The organism is Herpetosiphon giganteus (genome assembly GCF_016907925.1).
Classification (GTDB): domain Bacteria; phylum Chloroflexota; class Chloroflexia; order Chloroflexales; family Herpetosiphonaceae; genus Herpetosiphon; species Herpetosiphon giganteus.
Genome location: NZ_JAFBCZ010000019.1, coordinates 102,269 through 119,126 on the forward strand (window position 1 = coordinate 102,269; position 16,858 = coordinate 119,126).

At 51.5% G+C, this 16,858-nt stretch carries 14 protein-coding genes; 5 read left to right on the top strand and 9 right to left on the bottom strand.

Annotated elements, in window-relative coordinates; genetic code table 11:
* Positions 1-79: 79 nt before the first annotated feature.
* Positions 80-1,192, top strand: coding sequence for a winged helix DNA-binding domain-containing protein (locus tag JOD20_RS17165; RefSeq protein WP_204756444.1), 1,113 nt, complete (start codon positions 80-82; stop codon positions 1,190-1,192).
* Positions 1,193-1,448: 256 nt separating this feature from the next.
* Here the strand turns inward: JOD20_RS17165 and JOD20_RS17170 are convergent, their stop codons facing one another.
* Together JOD20_RS17170 and JOD20_RS17175 are read right to left on the bottom strand one after the other, a co-directional pair.
* Complete coding sequence (locus JOD20_RS17170) at positions 1,449-3,020, bottom strand: STAS domain-containing protein (protein WP_204756445.1); 1,572 nt, start codon at positions 3,018-3,020, stop codon at positions 1,449-1,451.
* A gap of 474 nt (positions 3,021-3,494) precedes the next feature.
* Complete coding sequence (locus JOD20_RS17175) at positions 3,495-4,919, bottom strand: GH1 family beta-glucosidase (protein ID WP_204756446.1); 1,425 nt, start codon at positions 4,917-4,919, stop codon at positions 3,495-3,497.
* Between the two features lie 121 nt (positions 4,920-5,040).
* Between JOD20_RS17175 and ribD the strand changes: the two genes are divergently transcribed.
* Both ribD and JOD20_RS17185 read left to right on the top strand, forming a co-directional pair.
* A complete protein-coding gene (ribD, locus tag JOD20_RS17180) occupies positions 5,041-6,147 on the top strand; it encodes a bifunctional diaminohydroxyphosphoribosylaminopyrimidine deaminase/5-amino-6-(5-phosphoribosylamino)uracil reductase RibD (RefSeq protein WP_204756447.1) in 1,107 nt (368 codons plus the stop codon).
* Positions 6,148-6,312: 165 nt separating this feature from the next.
* Positions 6,313-7,266 (top strand): STAS domain-containing protein, encoded by a 954-nt coding sequence (locus JOD20_RS17185; protein ID WP_204756448.1) that lies wholly within the window; start codon positions 6,313-6,315, stop codon positions 7,264-7,266.
* Here the strand turns inward: JOD20_RS17185 and JOD20_RS17190 are convergent.
* Genes JOD20_RS17190 through JOD20_RS17200 form a run of 3 tightly spaced genes read right to left on the bottom strand, consistent with a single transcriptional unit; the run spans position 7,263 to position 10,753 of the window.
* Entirely contained in the window at positions 7,263-8,465 is a 1,203-nt protein-coding gene (locus JOD20_RS17190; protein WP_204756449.1) for an ABC transporter permease, read from the bottom strand. The two genes, JOD20_RS17185 and JOD20_RS17190, sit on opposite strands and share 4 nt — an antisense overlap.
* Before the next feature lie 9 nt (positions 8,466-8,474).
* A complete protein-coding gene (locus JOD20_RS17195; RefSeq protein WP_204756450.1) occupies positions 8,475-9,134 on the bottom strand; it encodes a hypothetical protein in 660 nt (219 codons plus the stop codon).
* Positions 9,122-10,753, bottom strand: a complete 1,632-nt coding sequence (locus tag JOD20_RS17200) for an amidohydrolase (RefSeq protein WP_204756451.1) — start codon at positions 10,751-10,753, stop codon at positions 9,122-9,124. Before JOD20_RS17200 ends, JOD20_RS17195 begins: the two co-directional genes overlap by 13 nt.
* 358 nt (positions 10,754-11,111) lie before the next feature.
* On the opposite strand from JOD20_RS17200, the gene JOD20_RS17205 reads away from it, so the two are divergent.
* On the top strand, positions 11,112-11,555 hold the full coding sequence (locus JOD20_RS17205) for an NUDIX hydrolase (protein WP_110517788.1): 444 nt from the start codon (positions 11,112-11,114) through the stop codon (positions 11,553-11,555).
* Here JOD20_RS17205 and JOD20_RS17210 read toward each other — a convergent pair.
* The 4 genes from JOD20_RS17210 to JOD20_RS17225 all read right to left on the bottom strand — a co-directional run bounded on the left by JOD20_RS17210 (position 11,547) and on the right by JOD20_RS17225 (position 14,783).
* Entirely contained in the window at positions 11,547-12,167 is a 621-nt protein-coding gene (locus JOD20_RS17210) for a hypothetical protein (protein WP_204756452.1), read from the bottom strand. The two genes, JOD20_RS17205 and JOD20_RS17210, sit on opposite strands and share 9 nt — an antisense overlap.
* 394 nt (positions 12,168-12,561) lie before the next feature.
* Complete coding sequence (locus tag JOD20_RS17215) at positions 12,562-13,092, bottom strand: GNAT family N-acetyltransferase (RefSeq protein ID WP_204756453.1); 531 nt, start codon at positions 13,090-13,092, stop codon at positions 12,562-12,564.
* A 378-nt stretch (positions 13,093-13,470) separates the two neighbouring features.
* On the bottom strand, positions 13,471-14,010 hold the full coding sequence (locus JOD20_RS17220; protein ID WP_204756454.1) for a GNAT family N-acetyltransferase: 540 nt from the start codon (positions 14,008-14,010) through the stop codon (positions 13,471-13,473).
* Positions 14,011-14,237: 227 nt separating this feature from the next.
* Entirely contained in the window at positions 14,238-14,783 is a 546-nt protein-coding gene (locus tag JOD20_RS17225; RefSeq protein ID WP_204756455.1) for a GNAT family N-acetyltransferase, read from the bottom strand.
* A gap of 236 nt (positions 14,784-15,019) precedes the next feature.
* On the opposite strand from JOD20_RS17225, the gene JOD20_RS17230 reads away from it, so the two are divergent.
* Positions 15,020-16,651 (top strand): glycosyl hydrolase family 8, encoded by a 1,632-nt coding sequence (locus JOD20_RS17230; RefSeq protein WP_204756456.1) that lies wholly within the window; start codon positions 15,020-15,022, stop codon positions 16,649-16,651.
* Positions 16,652-16,858 lie beyond the last annotated feature (207 nt).

The following is a 16,858-nucleotide window of genomic DNA, read 5'->3' on the forward strand; positions in this document are numbered from 1 at the left end:
TTCCAGCGCTTGAATGATCAAACTGTGAACGGCTTCTGATAGACTACTGAAATAGCGTGTATGGGGAATAGGAGTAGTAATGGCCAAGCGATTGCAGCATCAGATTTTGAGTCAACGCGCCTTGAATCGGGCCTTATTGGCGCGCCAACATTTGTTAGAGCGGGTGCGTGGTTCAGTGTTGGGCTTGATTGATCAGCTTGTTGGAATGCAAGCCCAAGCCCCGAATCCACCCTATTTTGGCTTGTGGTCACGCTTGCATGGCTTTGATCAGCAGCAATTATCAAGCCTGTTTGAACAGCGCCAGGTTGTGCGGATTGCGCTGCTGCGTTCGACAATTCATTTGGTGAGTGCCAGTGATTGCCTTAATTTGCGGCCATTGTTGCAACCAGTTTTGGAGCGCGGCTTTCAATCCAATTTTGGCAAGCAACTGCCTGGCATCGACCAAGCAGCCCTGATGGAGTATGGACGGCATTTGGTTGAAGTTCAGCCGCAAACCTTTCAGGCGCTTGGTGGGTTGCTGCACGAGCGTTGGCCCGATTATCCAGCGGCGGCATTGGCTCAAGCGTTGCGCACATGGTTGGCGTTGGTGCAAGTGCCACCGCGTGGTTTATGGGCAACGAGCGGGCCAGCGGCGCATACCACCGCTGAGCATTGGTTGGGCCAGCCTTTAGCAAGCGAGCCAGATTTGGCCCAATTGGTGCGGCGCTACTTGGCGGCATTTGGGCCTGCCAGCATCAACGATATGCAAGCATGGTCGGGGTTGACCCGTTTGGGCGTGGTTTTCAAGCAACTGCAAGCAGAATTAATCTGTTTCTGCGATGAGCAAGGCCGTGAATTGTATGATTTGGCTGCTGCGCCCCGCCCAGACCCAGCAACGCCAGCGCCACCAAGGCTACTGGCCGAATTTGATAATATTTTGCTAGCACACGCTGATCGAACTAGAATTTTGAGCGAAGCCTATCGCCAACGCCTTTTTACCAGCAATGGCCTTATTCCCGGGGCGATTTTGGTTGATGGGTTTGTGGTTGGCATGTGGAAACTAAAGCAGCCAGAATCAAGCCTGCACTTGCAGCTGTTCGAGCCAATTGCCAAGGCCGAGCGCCAAGCGTTGGAGCACGAAGCGGTAAGTTTGCTGCACTTTGCAACTAACACCAATGAGCCAATTATTCAGTTTGAAGAACATAAAGCATAGAACAAAGAACATAGGAGCTGGCTACAGGCTATAGGCTTTTGGCTCAAGCAAGATTTGGCACATCATTATTTTAAAGGCGAAGAATTGATCATTGCTCTGCACCGTATTAACCATGGCCTAACCAAAGAATAGGAGTAGCAACGAGCGTGATCGTTAGTATGCTCGTAAGTTGGCGGTTGGATACTACATTCAAATCCTTCCTCCTCACACACACTCTTTCTCTTCTACAGACGGCTCAATTGAGCCGTTTGTGGTTTTAGGCCAGTCGATTGATCTGCAAGTAGTGCATACCACGTTTGAAGGCTTGCTCCAAAGTTGCCGCGCTTTCGATTGTGCGCAGATCGATCTGCAAATTAACCAAGGTTTCGGCCATATCTGGGCGAATGCCAGCCAAAATCACTTGCGCTCCCAATAAGCGCGCCGCTTGGGCGGCCTCAAGAATTGCGCGTGCCACAAGGTTATCGACGACGGGAACGCCAGTAATATCGAGAATCACAACTTTGGCGCGTTCTTGTTCAATTGCCATCAGCAGAGTGCTGCTAATATCGCCAGCGCGATCGGCGCTAAATTCGCCAACCAAGGGCATCACAACCATATGTTTGGTAATGGGGATGCTGGGCATGCTCAAACGGCGCACCGTATCGAGCAAGCGTTCTTGGGCTTGATTTTGGGCCTGAACTTCGGCCAAGGCTGTGTGCAATTCGCTGGTGCGGCTAACAACTTGGGCTTCAAGCTCCTCGTTGAGGTTGGCCAAGCGTGTTTGCGAGGCGTTTAAGCCGCTGGCCATCGTATTGAACGCTCCTGCAAGGCTGGCCAGTTCATCACGAGTATCGAGCACGACTGGCTCAAACGTGGTGGGATCTTGGCTAAATCCAGTTACGCCAGCGTAGAGTTTCTGAATTGGGCCAGCAATCCGTTTGCCAACATACCAGCCAACCGCAATGACAATCGGCGCTGCAATGAAGATCACAATTAATAAACTTACTGCCAGCCTGCCAACATTGGCATAAATCACATCTAAGGGCCGTTCAACCACCAAAATCCAATCGACAGGCTCGATTGTGGTGCGCACGCCAAGCACTTCTTCGCCAAAAACGCTTTGATAGGTTGCAACTGCGGTTGCTTGATTTAAGAGCGGCAGGTCGCGCATGGTCGGATGTTCGGCTAAGGCTTCAATTTTGGCAGCACTGATTAAATTTCCCTGCTCGGTCAAAATTAAAACCCGCATGTCGGCAGCAGTTTCAATGCGGGTTGTGCTTGTCCAGATGCGTTGCATGCTAACATCGGCAACCAAAAATAACACTTGATTGCTTGAGCTAAGCAATTGGGTTGCGACCCGAAACCGTGGCACTTCCTGCGGCGCTAATTTCCGATCAATTGTGCCAATGAAGGCTGTTGGATCGGCGAACGATACCCGCCGCGTGCTGAGATCGGCCAAGAGCTGCGAGCCATTGAGTGAGCTTGGCAAGGTTGGGTCGCCAAACCGCGAGCTAGCAATCTGGCGTTGCCCATCGGCGCTATAAATTGCGACTTCAACAAAACTTGAGCGAAACAGGGCAATGGTGGCAAGTTGTTGGGCATTGATTGTTTGCGGATCGGATTCGCGGGCGATATTTTCGGCAATATCTTGGAGTTCAATCGTGGTGTTGAATAAAAAGCGGCGGAAATCTTCGGCAGCCAAATCAGTTAAGGCAATTTGTTGGCGCTCAGCCGATTGTTGCTCGGCGCGATAGCTAATTACCAACACCAATACCCAAACACTAAGCAATGGCAGCAATGCAGAGAGCGTAATGATCCACGTAACTCGACGACGAACACGTGCTCGCATAGTGTTTCCTATCCATCAAGCCATGGCCAACAGCACATGGCTGATTCACCAAACACCATCCGCTGCCTTTGCCGTCGGCGACCCAGCCTGAGGCTTGCAACCAGTGGTGTTTTTTTGAAGAATTCCCAGCGTGTACTTGAGCCAAAAGATTGGTCTAGTGTAGCAGTAAATAGCCTAGCTAGCAATATAGCTAGGCTATTGATTTTTGGCTTTCTAGCAATCAATGTTGAGGTTTGCTGCGCTTGATAGTGGCTGATTTTGGGTATTAAGATGCCCTCACCCCAACCCATCTCCCGCCCGCAGGCGAGGGGCTTTAACAGCGTGGTTCTCTCCCAATTTCTTGGTAAAAAACGATCGGCTCCCCCTCGCCCGCGTTCAGTGGGAGAGGGGGTTGGGGGTGAGGGAACACTTCACCGCCGACCAATCGCGCAAAACCTACCCTTGTAAGGCTGGGGTGAGGGCATCTTCTCAAACTTATTCCTGTGGGCCAATTGGGCAATTGCGATAGCGATTGGCGAGCGCTTCTAATTCACTTGGCAAGCTAGGCAAGCCATTGTTGGCCACAATTTGTTGATACCAGCGGGCCGTGCGTTTTGGCGTGCGTTTTTGGGTGGCAAAATCGACTTCGATAATGCCAAAGCGCTCGTCGTAGCCCTCGGCCCACTCGTAGTTGTCGAGCATCGACCAAGCATAGTAGCCTTTGACGGGCACGCCTGCCTCGATTGCATCGGCCACAGCTTCCAAGTGGGTGTGCAAATAACTGAGCCGATCGCCATCATTAACCGAGCCATCCTCGGCGCGTTTGAGGTCGGCGAAGGCGCTGCCATTTTCGGTAATATAAATCGGCGTATCGCCATAATCGCGCTGCACTCGCTTGAGCAAATCGGCAAAGGCTGCGGGCACAACTTCCCAGCCGCGAAAACTGGTTTCGCCAATTGATGGGCTATTGGTAAGCGCCAAAAATTTGCGCTCGTCAGCAGCCGAAATCCGATTCGGGAAGTAATAGTTAATGCCCAAGAAATCAATTGGCTGTTGGATGACGGCCAAATCGCCAGCCTGCACATAATCCATTTCAAGCCGATGGTGTTGAGCGAACCATTCGACAATATCGGCGGGGTAGCTGCCACGGAAAATGGGGTCGAGGAACCAGCGATTGCCATAGCCATCGTTGCGCCATGCAGCGGCATGATCTTCTGGCGTGTCGTGGGTTGGGTAGGCAGGGGTCAAATTAAGCGTGATGCCAATTTGGCCTGCTACTTTGTGGTCGCGGAATAATTGGGTTGCCAAGCCATGCGAATAAAGCAGATGATGCGAGGCTTTGACAGCGCTGGGTAAATCTTTGATTCCAGGCGCATGGCGGCCTTGCAAATGGCCAACAAAGGCCGCAACCCACGGCTCGTTGTGGGTAATCCAGAACGGCACGCTCGCACCTAATTGACGATACATGGCTTCAGCATATTCTGCAAAGCGCAAGGCTGTATCGCGATTCATCCAGCCGCCAGCATCTTGCAGGGCTTGGGGCAAATCCCAGTGGTAGAGCGTGGCCATGGGCGTAAGCTGGCGTTGGTGCAGGCCTTCGATAATGCGTTTGTAAAAATCCAGCCCTGCTTGGTTGATTTTGCCCTTGCCCTCGGGAAAAATGCGGGGCCATGCAATCGAGAAACGATAACTGGCTAGCCCAAGTTCGCGCATCAAATCCAAATCTTCTGGGTAGCGATGGTAGTGATCGCAGGCAATATCGCCAGTTTGGCCAAACTTGGTTTTGCCTGGCGTATGGCTAAATCTATCCCAAATTGATTCGCCACGGCCATCTTCGTGTACGGCCCCTTCAATTTGATATGCTGAGGTCGCAGTGCCCCAAAGAAAATCGCTAGGAAATTGCTTTTCAACAGTGGTCATCTGGTCTCCTTTGCCCATGAATTCGTGCAATGTTTGAAATCGGTCTCATGCTGCTAAGTTGGTGCAATCACAAAACCGCCTGTATTATACGGCTGAATTGCTGATTGAAATGAGTATGCTGATGGATCAGAATTTTATGCAAGCAGCGTTGGAACAAGCCAATTTGGCGCTGGGTCGCACGAGTCCCAATCCGGCGGTGGGCGCGGTGGTTGTCCAGGCAGGGCAGATTGTTGGGCGTGGCCATACTCAACCGCCAGGCCAAGCTCATGCTGAAGTTATGGCCTTGCGCGAGGCTGGCGAACAAGCGCATGGCGCAACGCTGTACGTGACGCTTGAGCCTTGTACGATTTGGGGCCGCACGCCGCCCTGCACCGATGCGATTATCGCCGCTGGTATTCGTGAGGTCGTGATTGCCGCGCGTGATCCCAACCCGCGTTTTGAGCACGATGCAGCAAGCGTGTTGCAAGGGGCGGGCATTCTGGTGCATTTTGATCAAGCTGCTGAAGCGGCGGCCATTGCCCAAACCGAAGCCTTTCGGCATTGGATTGTGAACAAACAGCCGTTTGTAACGGTTAAATATGCCATGAGCCTTGATGGCAAAATTGCCACCCGCACTGGCGATGCGCGTTGGATTAGCGGCCCAGCCTCACGCCAAAACGTGCATCGCTTGCGTGACCAAACTGATGCGATTTTAGTTGGCATCAACACGGTACTTGCGGACGATCCGCTGCTGACGACGCGCTTGTCCCAGCATTGGCGACCAGTGCAACACCCGCTGCGGATTGTGCTCGATGCGCGAGGCCGCATGCCTGCGAGCGCTGCGATGTTGGCAGATCCAGTTCCGAGCACGACTATTATCGCTACAACCGCCGCTGCGAGTGCCGAATGGCGGGCTAGCATCAACAACGCCGAAATTCTGGAGTTGCCAAGCAATGCTGAAGGACGGGTTTCCATTCCAGCGTTGTTGCGTGAGCTAGGTCAGCGCGATATTAGTTCGTTGTTGGTTGAGGGCGGTGGCGAAACGATTGCCGCGTTTTTAGCGATGCAGGCAGTGCAGAAATTGCAAGTTGTGATTGCGCCCAAAATTATTGGCGGCGTTGCGCCAAGCCCAGTTGGCGGGGTGGGGATTGCGCGCATGAATGAGGCCCAGTTGTGGCAATTCAGCTCCAGCGAGCAGTATGGCGCTGATGTGTGGCTCACAGCCTATCCAAGCCAGCAGGTAGAATAATGTTCATCTTGGCGCGATGATTTTGCTGTGGCTGCTTGTCCCTGCTTAATCTAGCTCTAATGTAAATCAATGTTCACCTTGTGGGGGTCGAAAAATCACCCTGAGAATATGCCTAATCCTGCTAAAATAGACGAGGCCTAACACACAATAAAGGAACCATCCATCATGCGGCTTAGTCAACGTTTTGCACTCTTAACCCTGCTGCTCTTTGAAGCGCTCATGAGCATGCTGGGCTTTGCCTATTTACTCTTTAATGGTGGTGAGCCTGAAGTATTAATTGGCTTAGGGATCTTGCCAATCGTAACCTTGGGTTTGGCCTATGGGGCGTGGCGCAATTGGCCTTGGGTAGCCCATGCCAGCCTCGTAGTGGCAACCGCGATAACGGTTTTATTGCTGATTGATCCTGCCAAGGATATTTATTTCTCACCAGTGTTGCTTGCGCCGATGGCCATTGCCTTTGTGATCACCGATTCGCGCACGACGATTCTGACGGCGCTGGCGGCAATGCTGGTCACATGGGTTCGGGCCGATAGCGACACGCCCTATCTTAAAGTTGATTATGCAATTTGCTATGCTTTTATCGCTGGCTGTTTGTGGCTTGGGCGCTTGATTTTGGAGCAAACCCAGCGTGCCAACACCGAAGCCTTGGCCTTGGCCCAAACTGAACATGGCTCGGCCCAACGCTATGCCCACGAAGCAGAGGAACGAGCCAATCGTTTAGAGGCGCAATCGGCTGAGCAACAACGCTTGTTGGCAACCGTTGCTGCGCTCGAAACCCCCATTGTTGAGGTGGCCGAGCATGTATTGCTTGCGCCAATCATTGGCTATGTTGACGCGCAACGGGCGGCCCAATTGACTGAGCGGATTTTGGCGGCAGTCAATCAAGGCCGTGCTAAGGCGATTATTTTGGATATTACCAGCCTAAGCGAGGTCAATGAACAAACTGCCCAACAATTGCTGCGTTTGGCCAGCGCCATTCGCTTATTGGGCAGTTCGGTAATTCTCAGTGGCATTAGTGCTGATTTGGCGACAACGCTCGTGCGCCAACGCATCGATTTGGGGCTGGTGCGAACTGCGCCAACGCCCTATGCCGCTTTGCAAATTGCCGCCAAACTTTAAAGCTTGCCCAACTGAAAGAGGTCGCGGATGCGCAAACTTTGGCGATAGCGCAACAAGCCAATGCGCACGACGCGCCCAGCAAAACGGGTGATGAGCGCCGCCATCAGCCACAACCAAAGCACGGTCGCAATTTGCTGCCAAACTGGCACGCTGCCGCTCATCACCCGTTGTAGCAGGGTAATCGGCGCGGTATAGGGAAAGATATTAAAGCCCAGCGCCAAACCGCCATTCGGATTATTGCTCAGCACCGCGATAAACCACAAAGGCATTGTACACAAGAGCGTCACAATTCCGGTTAGTTGCTGGCCTTGCTGCGCGCTGGTAACTGCGGCACCGATTGCGCTCAGCGTGGCAGCAATAATAAAGTAGCTTGGAAAAAACAGCATAAACGCCAGCACGATTACGCCGATGCTAATGCCCTGCTCGCCAATCAGATCGAATTGGGCGGCGGCAAAGCCCAATAAGACCAAGCCACCGCTGGCCCAGATGCTTAATTGAGTCAGCGCCAATGCTCCCAAACCCAAAATCTTGCCAGTCATAATTTGGTAGGTCGAGAGTGAACTAGCCAGAATTTCCATAATCCGCTGCTCTTTTTCTTCGATCAAGGCCATCATCAGGTATGAGCCACTGCCGAAGGTCGAGCCAAGCAGCAAAATTCCAAAGAAAATTGGCACGGCAATCGATAAGCCAGAACGGCGCGCCTCTGCTGGTGGTGCATCGAGCACAATGCTATCGAGCTTGCGAATTGGCTGAAACACCACATCTGGCTCTTCGCGCAATTGGGCTGCCAACACAGCCTTGAGAAAAGCGCTAAACTGGCTTTCGGCGAGTTGCGGTAAGGCTTCGAGCGCATAACCCTCAATCGTGCCTTTGGCCAGAAAATCGCTTGGCACCACGAAGGCAGCATCAATCGATTCTGCTTGGAGCGCGGTTTTGGCTTCATCTAAGCTGGCATATTGGCGAATTTGCACATCGCCCAAATTGCTGCGCCAAGCAATTTCTGGCTTTAAGCCTGCGGTCAAGCCGCTTTGGTCGACATAGCCAATTGCTTTGACTTGCGAAGAGAGCAGTAACACCACCACCACCACCACAAACAGGAGCACCAACATAATTGGCATACCAAAGGTCGAGATCAAAAAACCGCGTCGGCGCAGATGGGTCAAATATTCATGGCGGGCAATTGTCCAGATTTTGCTCATCGCAATCCCTTATTCTTGCGCCAACGCGGCGGCAGCTTCATCATCGATGCTCAAACTTTGTTGCATTGGGTTGTAAAATGTTGTTTCGACCTCGGGCCATAAAGCTTGCGGCACAAGCCACGATTGCAACATAATGCTGCCGCCTGCGGTTTGGCTCAGTTCAAAGCGTACATACATTGGCTGGGTGTTTAAGGTTGCCGTGCCTTCTAAACGGTAATTTGCACCTTCGCTCGTGCTATCCAATTGCACATCGCGGGTGAGATAGGTTGCAAAGGTCTGCGCTTTAACCGTTTCGACAATCTCGGCAGCTTTGGTTGAATCAAGCTGCGTGGCTTGCCAACTAAACGAGATCGTCACTACAACACTAGCATTGTAGGCAAAACTGCTAATGCCAATGCCACTTTTAAGCGCTTCAGTACGCCAATTGCTTGGCACATCAATCGCAAAAACGCCGCGTGGATCGCGATAGCTGCTAAATGTAAACGAAACTGGCGCGGTCGCCGTTGGTTCACTGGTTGGCGCTATAGTTGCTATCGCAACATTAGTACCTTGGCTAGTTGGCGCAGTTGGCGCGATAGTGGCAAAACTCACCGTCGTTGGGTTAACGTTTTGTTCGGCACATCCAACCAAACTTATTAGCAAGCCAAATACGATGATTAACCTTCCCATACAGTTTGTCCCTCAATAATCGTCTGGGCAACCTGAACCTTGGCCAATTGCTGGGGTGCAACTTGGGCTAAATCCTCTTCAAGAATCAGCAAATCGGCAAGCTTGCCAACACTCAAACTGCCCTTGAACGCTTGCTCGCCAGAGGTAATTGCTGGGCCAACCGTATACGCCCACAAGGCTTCTTCGAGGCTCAGGCGTTGTTCAGGATACCAACCACCATCCGGCGAGCCATCGGGTCGTTGGCGGGTAACGGCGGCATGGATTCCAGCCCATGGGTCCCAGGATTCGACCGGCGCATCGGAGCCAAAGGCCAAAATTGCTCCGCTGGCCTGCAAACTGCGCCAAGCGTAGGCCGATTGTGAACGCTGGCCCCAATAACGATCAGCCACGCTAATATCGCTGGTTGCATGAATTGGCTGCATCGAAGCAACCACTCCTAGTTGGCCAAAGCGCCGAATATCAGTGGGGTGTAATAATTGGGCATGTTCAATCCGATTGGGAATGCGCGCTGCAAATGCACCCTTGCCAAGGCTGGTTTGCAAGCTTTCAGGATTGGCTTTGAGCGCCGCCTCAATGGCATCGAGCACCGTGCGGTTGGCAGCATCGCCGATGGCATGCACAATCACGCTAATATCATTGGCAATCGCCCGATCGATCGTGGCAAAAAGCTCCTCGCGATCGTGCATCGGAATGCCATACGGATGTGGGGCATTAGCTGGTAAATTATCAAATGGCTCAAGCATATGCGCGGTGGCTGAGCCAAGCGAGCCATCACTAAATATTTTCAAATTGCCAAAACGCAACCAAGCATCGCCCAAGCCTGATTTAAGCCCCATCGCAACCGCATGCTCAAGCAAATCCATGCGCAAATGGTGCAAAATTCGCATTTCGAGCGTGCCGCGACCATACAGGGTTTGCACCGCCGCAAAACAATCTGGGCCTTCGGGCACATGGATACTAGTGATGCCGCGTTGGTGCATACGTTTGATGAAGGCTTGAATGCTGGTCTCTTTTTGGGCAGCGCTTGGCTCGGGAATGCAAGCCTTGACCGCCAATTGCCCATTTTCAAACAGCATGCCATTTGGCTCGCCAGCAGCATCGCGGCCAATGCTGCCGCCATCGGGGTCGCTGCTGAATTTGCTGATGTTGGCGCGATTAAGGGCTGCGTTATTGACCCACGCCGAGTGCAAATCCTTACGCGTAATAAAGGCTGGACGACCACCAGTCACCTGATCAAGCTCGCTGGCGGTTGGCCAATCGCGCTGCCACAAGCTATGATCCCAGCCAGAGCCAAGCACCCATGCGTCGGCGGGCAAGCGTTCGGCGTGCTGGCGAATAATCTCAAGCGCTTGATCAAACGAGGCTACTTCTTGCAAATCGATTTGATCGGCCAGCAGGGCGCTCCAAAGTAAGTGAATATGGGCATCGCAAATGCCAGGAATAACGCTGCGCCCAGCCAAATCGATATACTCATAATCGGCGTGAAGAGCAGCCCGAACCTCGGCGTTAGTGCCAACCGCCACGACCTTGCCATCGCGCAAAGCAATGGCCTCGGCCACGCCCACTGTTGGGTCGAGCGTCCAAATTGCGCCCCCAGCTAACAAACGATCACGGGCCATGGTTGTTCTCCCAGTAACAAAGACTGCTGTCTATTGTAACAAAAACATGGCATATATCCTGCTTATATGGTTGTAGGATTTTATTTGATTATAAGGAGTAACGATTATGGTACGACATAAAAAAAGCGCATTGGCAGCCTTAGCCCTCGCAGGTTTGGCCTATTTCTTCAAACGGCGTTCTGCGCGCTAGGGATTGGGTATCCCAAGCAATTTGATGCTGCTTGCCGAGGATCACGCTGTCTCGTGATATGATGAAGCAAGCATAATCGAATACTTGTTCAGCATTCGTAGGAGTGTTGAATTAATGATGCGGGCGGCCCTTGGGCGGCTCGCATCGTGATACCTGATGGAGGCATGAATGAGCCAGAGTCGCAAAAGTCGTATTGCTTATTCAGCCGGTGGTGTTTGCTATCGCTGGATGGATGATGTGCCAGAGGTTGTACTGATTGCGACGCACAACAGCACACGCTGGGGGTTGCCAAAAGGCCATCGTGAAGGCCGCGAGACCTTTGCCCAAGCAGCCCGCCGTGAAATCAACGAAGAAACTGGCTTACGAGGCGAAATTGTCTGCTCGCTTTCGGCAATTCAATATTGGTTTCGGGTTGAGAGCCATTTTGTGCATAAATGGGTTGAGTTTTTTCTGTTTCGCTGTACAGGCGGCTATCTTAAACCGCAACTTTCAGAAATCGACGATGCCAAGTGGTTTTTATTGCCCGATGCCCTAGAGCAGATCAGTTTTCCGCGTGAGCGCAGCGTGCTTGAAGTCGTCAATACAATCTGGCGTTCGAATCGCTTAGTCTAGCTTCGGCAAGGGCTTGAGCCACATCACACTGGGCAATACGCGCCCCATTTTTTGGGCCAATGGCAAGCCAACCACACTCACGGTTGCTAGCCAGATCAGCTGCATCCACAGCATGCTGAGATACCAGCCAACGCAAATGCCATACAGCAAACATAGCCCACGTGGCAATTCCTTGCGCAGGCTGGTAATCAGCCCGTCGGTATGGGGTATGCTCAAAAAGGTAATTGTTGGCAAATAGTTGAGCATTGGTTGGCTAATATTTAATCCAAACAAGGCACAAATCCAGGTTGCCGCCAACCACATTTGGCTGCTCCAGAAGCCAATAAACACAAAATAAATTGCTTGCATCAGGAAATTGGGGTCTTTGATATTGGCGCGCAGTTGCTCAATCACTGGTAATTGGAAGTTGATTTGCGGCTGGCTGATTGGCTCAAACCGGGCCGCAGCCGCAACCACTGGCTGAGGCGCTGCTTGCATAAACAACGGCATTGGGGGCAGGCGATCCATCGGCATGGTTGGTGGAGCCGCATACATTGCCTCAAGGTCTACGCCACAATGTAAACAATAGCGCAAACTGAGATTAACTGGTTGACCACACTCAAAACATTCCATAGCCCGATCCTTTCGGCAAATCCAATTCCGAGTTTTATTGCAATTGTGCTGGAGTTGATTGGTTGCTGATACTGCTATGACGTATGGTACGCGAGCGATTGTTGCATTGCAAGATCATAATTAGCAGCGTTGTGTTAACTTTTGTGGCTAGCAAGGCAACCGCGAAGAGCGCGAAGGATACGAAGCGCTATTAGGCTATGGGCTTTTGGCTATCGGACAATTTGGGATGCCGCTTGCGTTGTAACCGCGAAGAGCGCGAAGAGCGCGAAGGCTATAGTTTTTTAGCCACGAATTGCACGAATTGCACGAATGATCATTCCTTTAGCCACAGATTATTTGGATTATGTTTCCAAAAGCCAAAAGCCAAAAGCCTAGAGCCTTCATTCCTCATCCTTCATCCTTCATCCTTGGCTTCCCATTCCGAGCGCAACATGCCCATATGAATCAGATCGACATACTGACCATCGCTATACAGATGTTCGCGCAACGCACTTTCGTAGCGAAAACCACATTTTTTATAAGCAGCGATTGCACGTGGATTATTCGAAGCAACAGTGAGCCAGATGCGGCGATAATTTTGGATGCGAAACGTCCAATCCAAAAATACTTGAATTGCATCGCTGCCATAGCCTTTGCCAACGTAGTCAGGGTCATAAATAAAAACACCAAATTCGCTGCTTTGATGATGGCGGTTCGGGTTGAGCAAGCCAATCGAACCAATCACCACGCCATCGGCTTCAATCACCATCCAACCATTGCCTTTTTCGAGCCAACGCTCGAACTGCTTTTCAAAGTGGGCAAAAGACATTGGCTCCCAGCTAGCTGCGGCATGGAGCACCAGTTCAACATTGCGCTCTAGTTCATGCAAGCGTTTGAGATCTTCCCGTTCAGTTGCTCGCAAGGTCACGAGCTTACCTTTTAGCACGTTTGGTATCCTTTCTTATCATTGATCGGTTTTGATCCACGAAGCACACGAAGAGCACAAAGGCTGGCAACCGCGAAGAATGTATTTTTTTAGCCACAGATTGACACAGATTTGTTTGATTATGCGCTCATATGGATAGCCAAATGGATTAGCTGCTTAATTTCATCCTTCATCCCTCATAATTCTTCCTTCATTAGCGCTCTGCGCCGCTGCGTTAACAAATCGCTCCACGAGGCTTGAAACCACGAAGATCGCGAAGGTGCATTTTTTAGCCACAGATTAGTACAGATGATTATGATTATGTTCTTCCTTGCCCAATGCCCATAGCCAAATGATGCTTCCGATAGCCAATAGCCTAGCGCCATACTTCTTCATCCCTCATCCTTTATCCTTTTGCTTCGCTTCCCATTCTGAGCGCAACATGCCCATTTGCAGCACATCGACATACTGGCCATTGTTGAACACATGCTCACGCAAGCGGCCTTCGTGCACAAAGCCACATTTTTCATAGGCAGCAATGGCGCGGGGATTATTGCTATCGGTCATCAGCCAAATACGGCGATAGTTTTGAATACGAAAAGCCCAGCGTAATAGCACCTGAATTGCATCGCTGCCATAGCCTTTGCCAACATAGTCGGGGTGATAGACGGCGATGCCAAATTCGCTGGTGCGACTCACTTGATCGGTGTGGTGCAAGCCAATCGAGCCAATCACCACGCCCTCAACTTCAATTACAAACCACAATTTTTCGGTAATCTCAAGGTGTTTTTCGAAGCGTTTTTCGAAGCTAGCCAAAGGCATGGGCGACCACGTGCCATTGCCATGCAGCACGAGTTCAACATTCTTTTCTAGTTCATACAACGCTTTGCTATCTTCGCGCTCAATCGCACGCAGGGTGACTAATTTACCTTTTAACACGCTTGGTATCCTTTCTAATTGATCCACGAAGGGGAATTGGCTCTAGGCTCTAGGCTTTTGGCTTTTGGAATCAGTGCCCTACTAGCAAATGTTCCGCTGACAGCCCATCGCCTCAATTCTCTGCGTCTCTGCGTTAGCACATTGATCTACGAGGCTTGAAACCGCGAAGAACATGAAGGCTATGAGCTTTTGCCTTCTGCCTTTTGATTTTTGCCTTTTGCTTTGTTCTATGCTCTTTGTTCTATGCTCTGCTTCGCTTCCCATTCCGTGCGCAACATGCCCATTTGAACTAGATCGATGAAACGCCCATTTTCAAAGACATGCTCACGCAAGCGGCCTTCATGCACAAAGCCACATTTTTCATAGGCGGCGATTGCGCGGGCGTTGTTGCCACCAGTTGTCAGCCAGATGCGGCGATAATTTTGAATCCGGAAGGCCCAGCGCAGCATAACTTGAATCGCATCGCTGCCATAGCCTTTGCCAACATAATCAGGGTGATAGATGCCAATGCCAAATTCGCTACATTGCGCAACTCGATCGCCATGATGCAGGCCAATCGAGCCAATCACGACCCCATCGACTTCAATAATAAATTGGTTTTTTTCTGAGCCTTCGATATATTTTTCAAAGCGTTTTTCAAAGTTGGCCAAGGGCGTTGGCGACCATGTGCCATCACCAAAGATCACCAATTCGACGTTTTTCTCTAAGGCATGTAGGGCTTTACTATCTTCACGTTCAATCGCGCGTAGCGTTACTAATTTACCTTTTAACACGGTGGTTGCTCCTTCTAGGCTAAAGCTTGGGCTAGTATAGGCCCGATTATGCAGCTGCCTATCCATCAGAAGGTTGATTAAAGCCTCAGGCTTGTTGCCGACAGCCTACTCCCAGTTTATTCAATAATGAGAATAATAAATATTTATTAATAAATCTCTTGACTTTAGTTGTTGCTCTATGCTAGATTGCTTACTAAGTTCATTGGAATAACTTTCCAACAGCGAGGAGGCCTTGGATGACCAACGATTCGCGCACTTTTTTTGGCTCGCGTTTAATCCTGCGGGTTATTTTGATTTTGGCAATTTGTGCTGTAATTGTGCCACTGTTTAGCAGCAAAGCATCGTATGCAGCTGCCACGCCACGTCGGCCTTTTCCTCAGCATATCCAATATGCGAGCGGCACGATCAAGCCGAATCATCGCACCCAAGCCCAACTTGATAGCGATGTTAAAGCCTTTTACGATGTTTGGAAAAGCCGTTATGTGGTGCGGGCTGGCACGAGCAGCGCTGGCAATCCCTACTATCGAATTAGCTTTGGCAGCAGCGCGCCCAATGTGACGGTTTCCGAAGGTCAAGGCTATGGCATGGTGATTATGGCCCTGATGGCTGGTTACGATCCTGAAGCCCAAACGATTTTTGATGGCTTATGGGAATTTTCGCGTACCAATCCCAGCACCATCGATTCGCGCCTGATGGGCTGGCGAATTCCCAGCGATGGCTCTGGCAACGATAGCGCTTTCGATGGCGATGCTGATATTGGCTATGGCCTGATTTTGGCTGATGCTCAGTGGGGTAGTACTGGCCGCATCAATTATGCCAGCGCTGCCAACACCGTTTTAGCAGGCGTTTTAGAATCGACAATTGGCCCAAGCAGCCGCTTGCCAATGTTGGGCGATTGGGTTTCGCCAAATGGCAGCCCGCATAGCCAATACACGCCACGGCCTTCGGATTTTATGCCCAGCCACTTCCGCGATTATCGCGCTTTCACTGGCAATGCCACATGGGATACAGTGCTGAGCAAAACCCAAGGCATTGTTGATAGCATTCAAGCCCAATATAGCCCCAATACTGGCTTGCTGCCCGATTTTGTGGTGCAGGCTAATACCACGCCCAAGCCTTCGCCAGCCAACTTCTTGGAAAGCGAAAATGATGGCAATTACTTCTATAACTCTGGGCGCGTGCCTTGGCGCTTAGGAGCCGATGCAGTGGTATTTGGCGATGCAGCCTCATTACGCCAAGCCCAAAAAATCTCACGCTGGATCGAGCAAGCAACTGGTGGCACGGCAACCAATATTCGGGCCGGCTATACGCTCAATGGCACGGCATTGCCCGATAGTGGCTATTTCAGCACTTTCTTTGCAGCGCCGTTTGGAGTTGCCGCGATGACCGTGCCAACCAGCCAGCAATGGCTCAATCGGGTGTATGATGCAGTGCGCAGCAATCACCAAGATTATTTTGAAGATACAGTGACCTTGCAATGTTTGCTGCTGATGTCGGGCAACTATTGGTCGCCAAGCCGCGTTGGCATTAGCCCAACCGCCACCCCACGACCCGCGACGGCAACGCCACGGCCTGCCACCGCCACGCCACGCCCAGCAACTGCCACACCTCGTCCAGCGACCGCCACCCCACGGCCTGCAACTGTAACGCCACGGCCTGCCACCGCCACGCCTCGTCCAGCTACTGCAACTCCCCAACCTGCAACGGCCACCCCAAGCGGCGTTCCAGCATGGGATGGCAATATGCGGGCCTATACGGTTGGTCAACGGGTGAGCTATAACGGGCGCATCTATCGCTGCTTACAAGCCCACACTTCGTTATCAACATGGACTCCTGAGGCGGTGCCAGCCTTGTGGCAAGCTGAATAATCATTTTCCTCAGCCCAACCACTCTTCTATTCGATGGGAGAGGGGCTTTTCATGCCGTGCTTCTTGCACAATGCATGGTGAAAATTGGTGCTCCCCCTCGCCCGCGTTTTCATGGGAGAGGGGGCTGGCTTTCAAGGGTAGGTAGTTAACACGGGTGACCATGGTTCCGGATAAAACCGTCCCACGAGAAGTGGCTGGTGGGTCAGG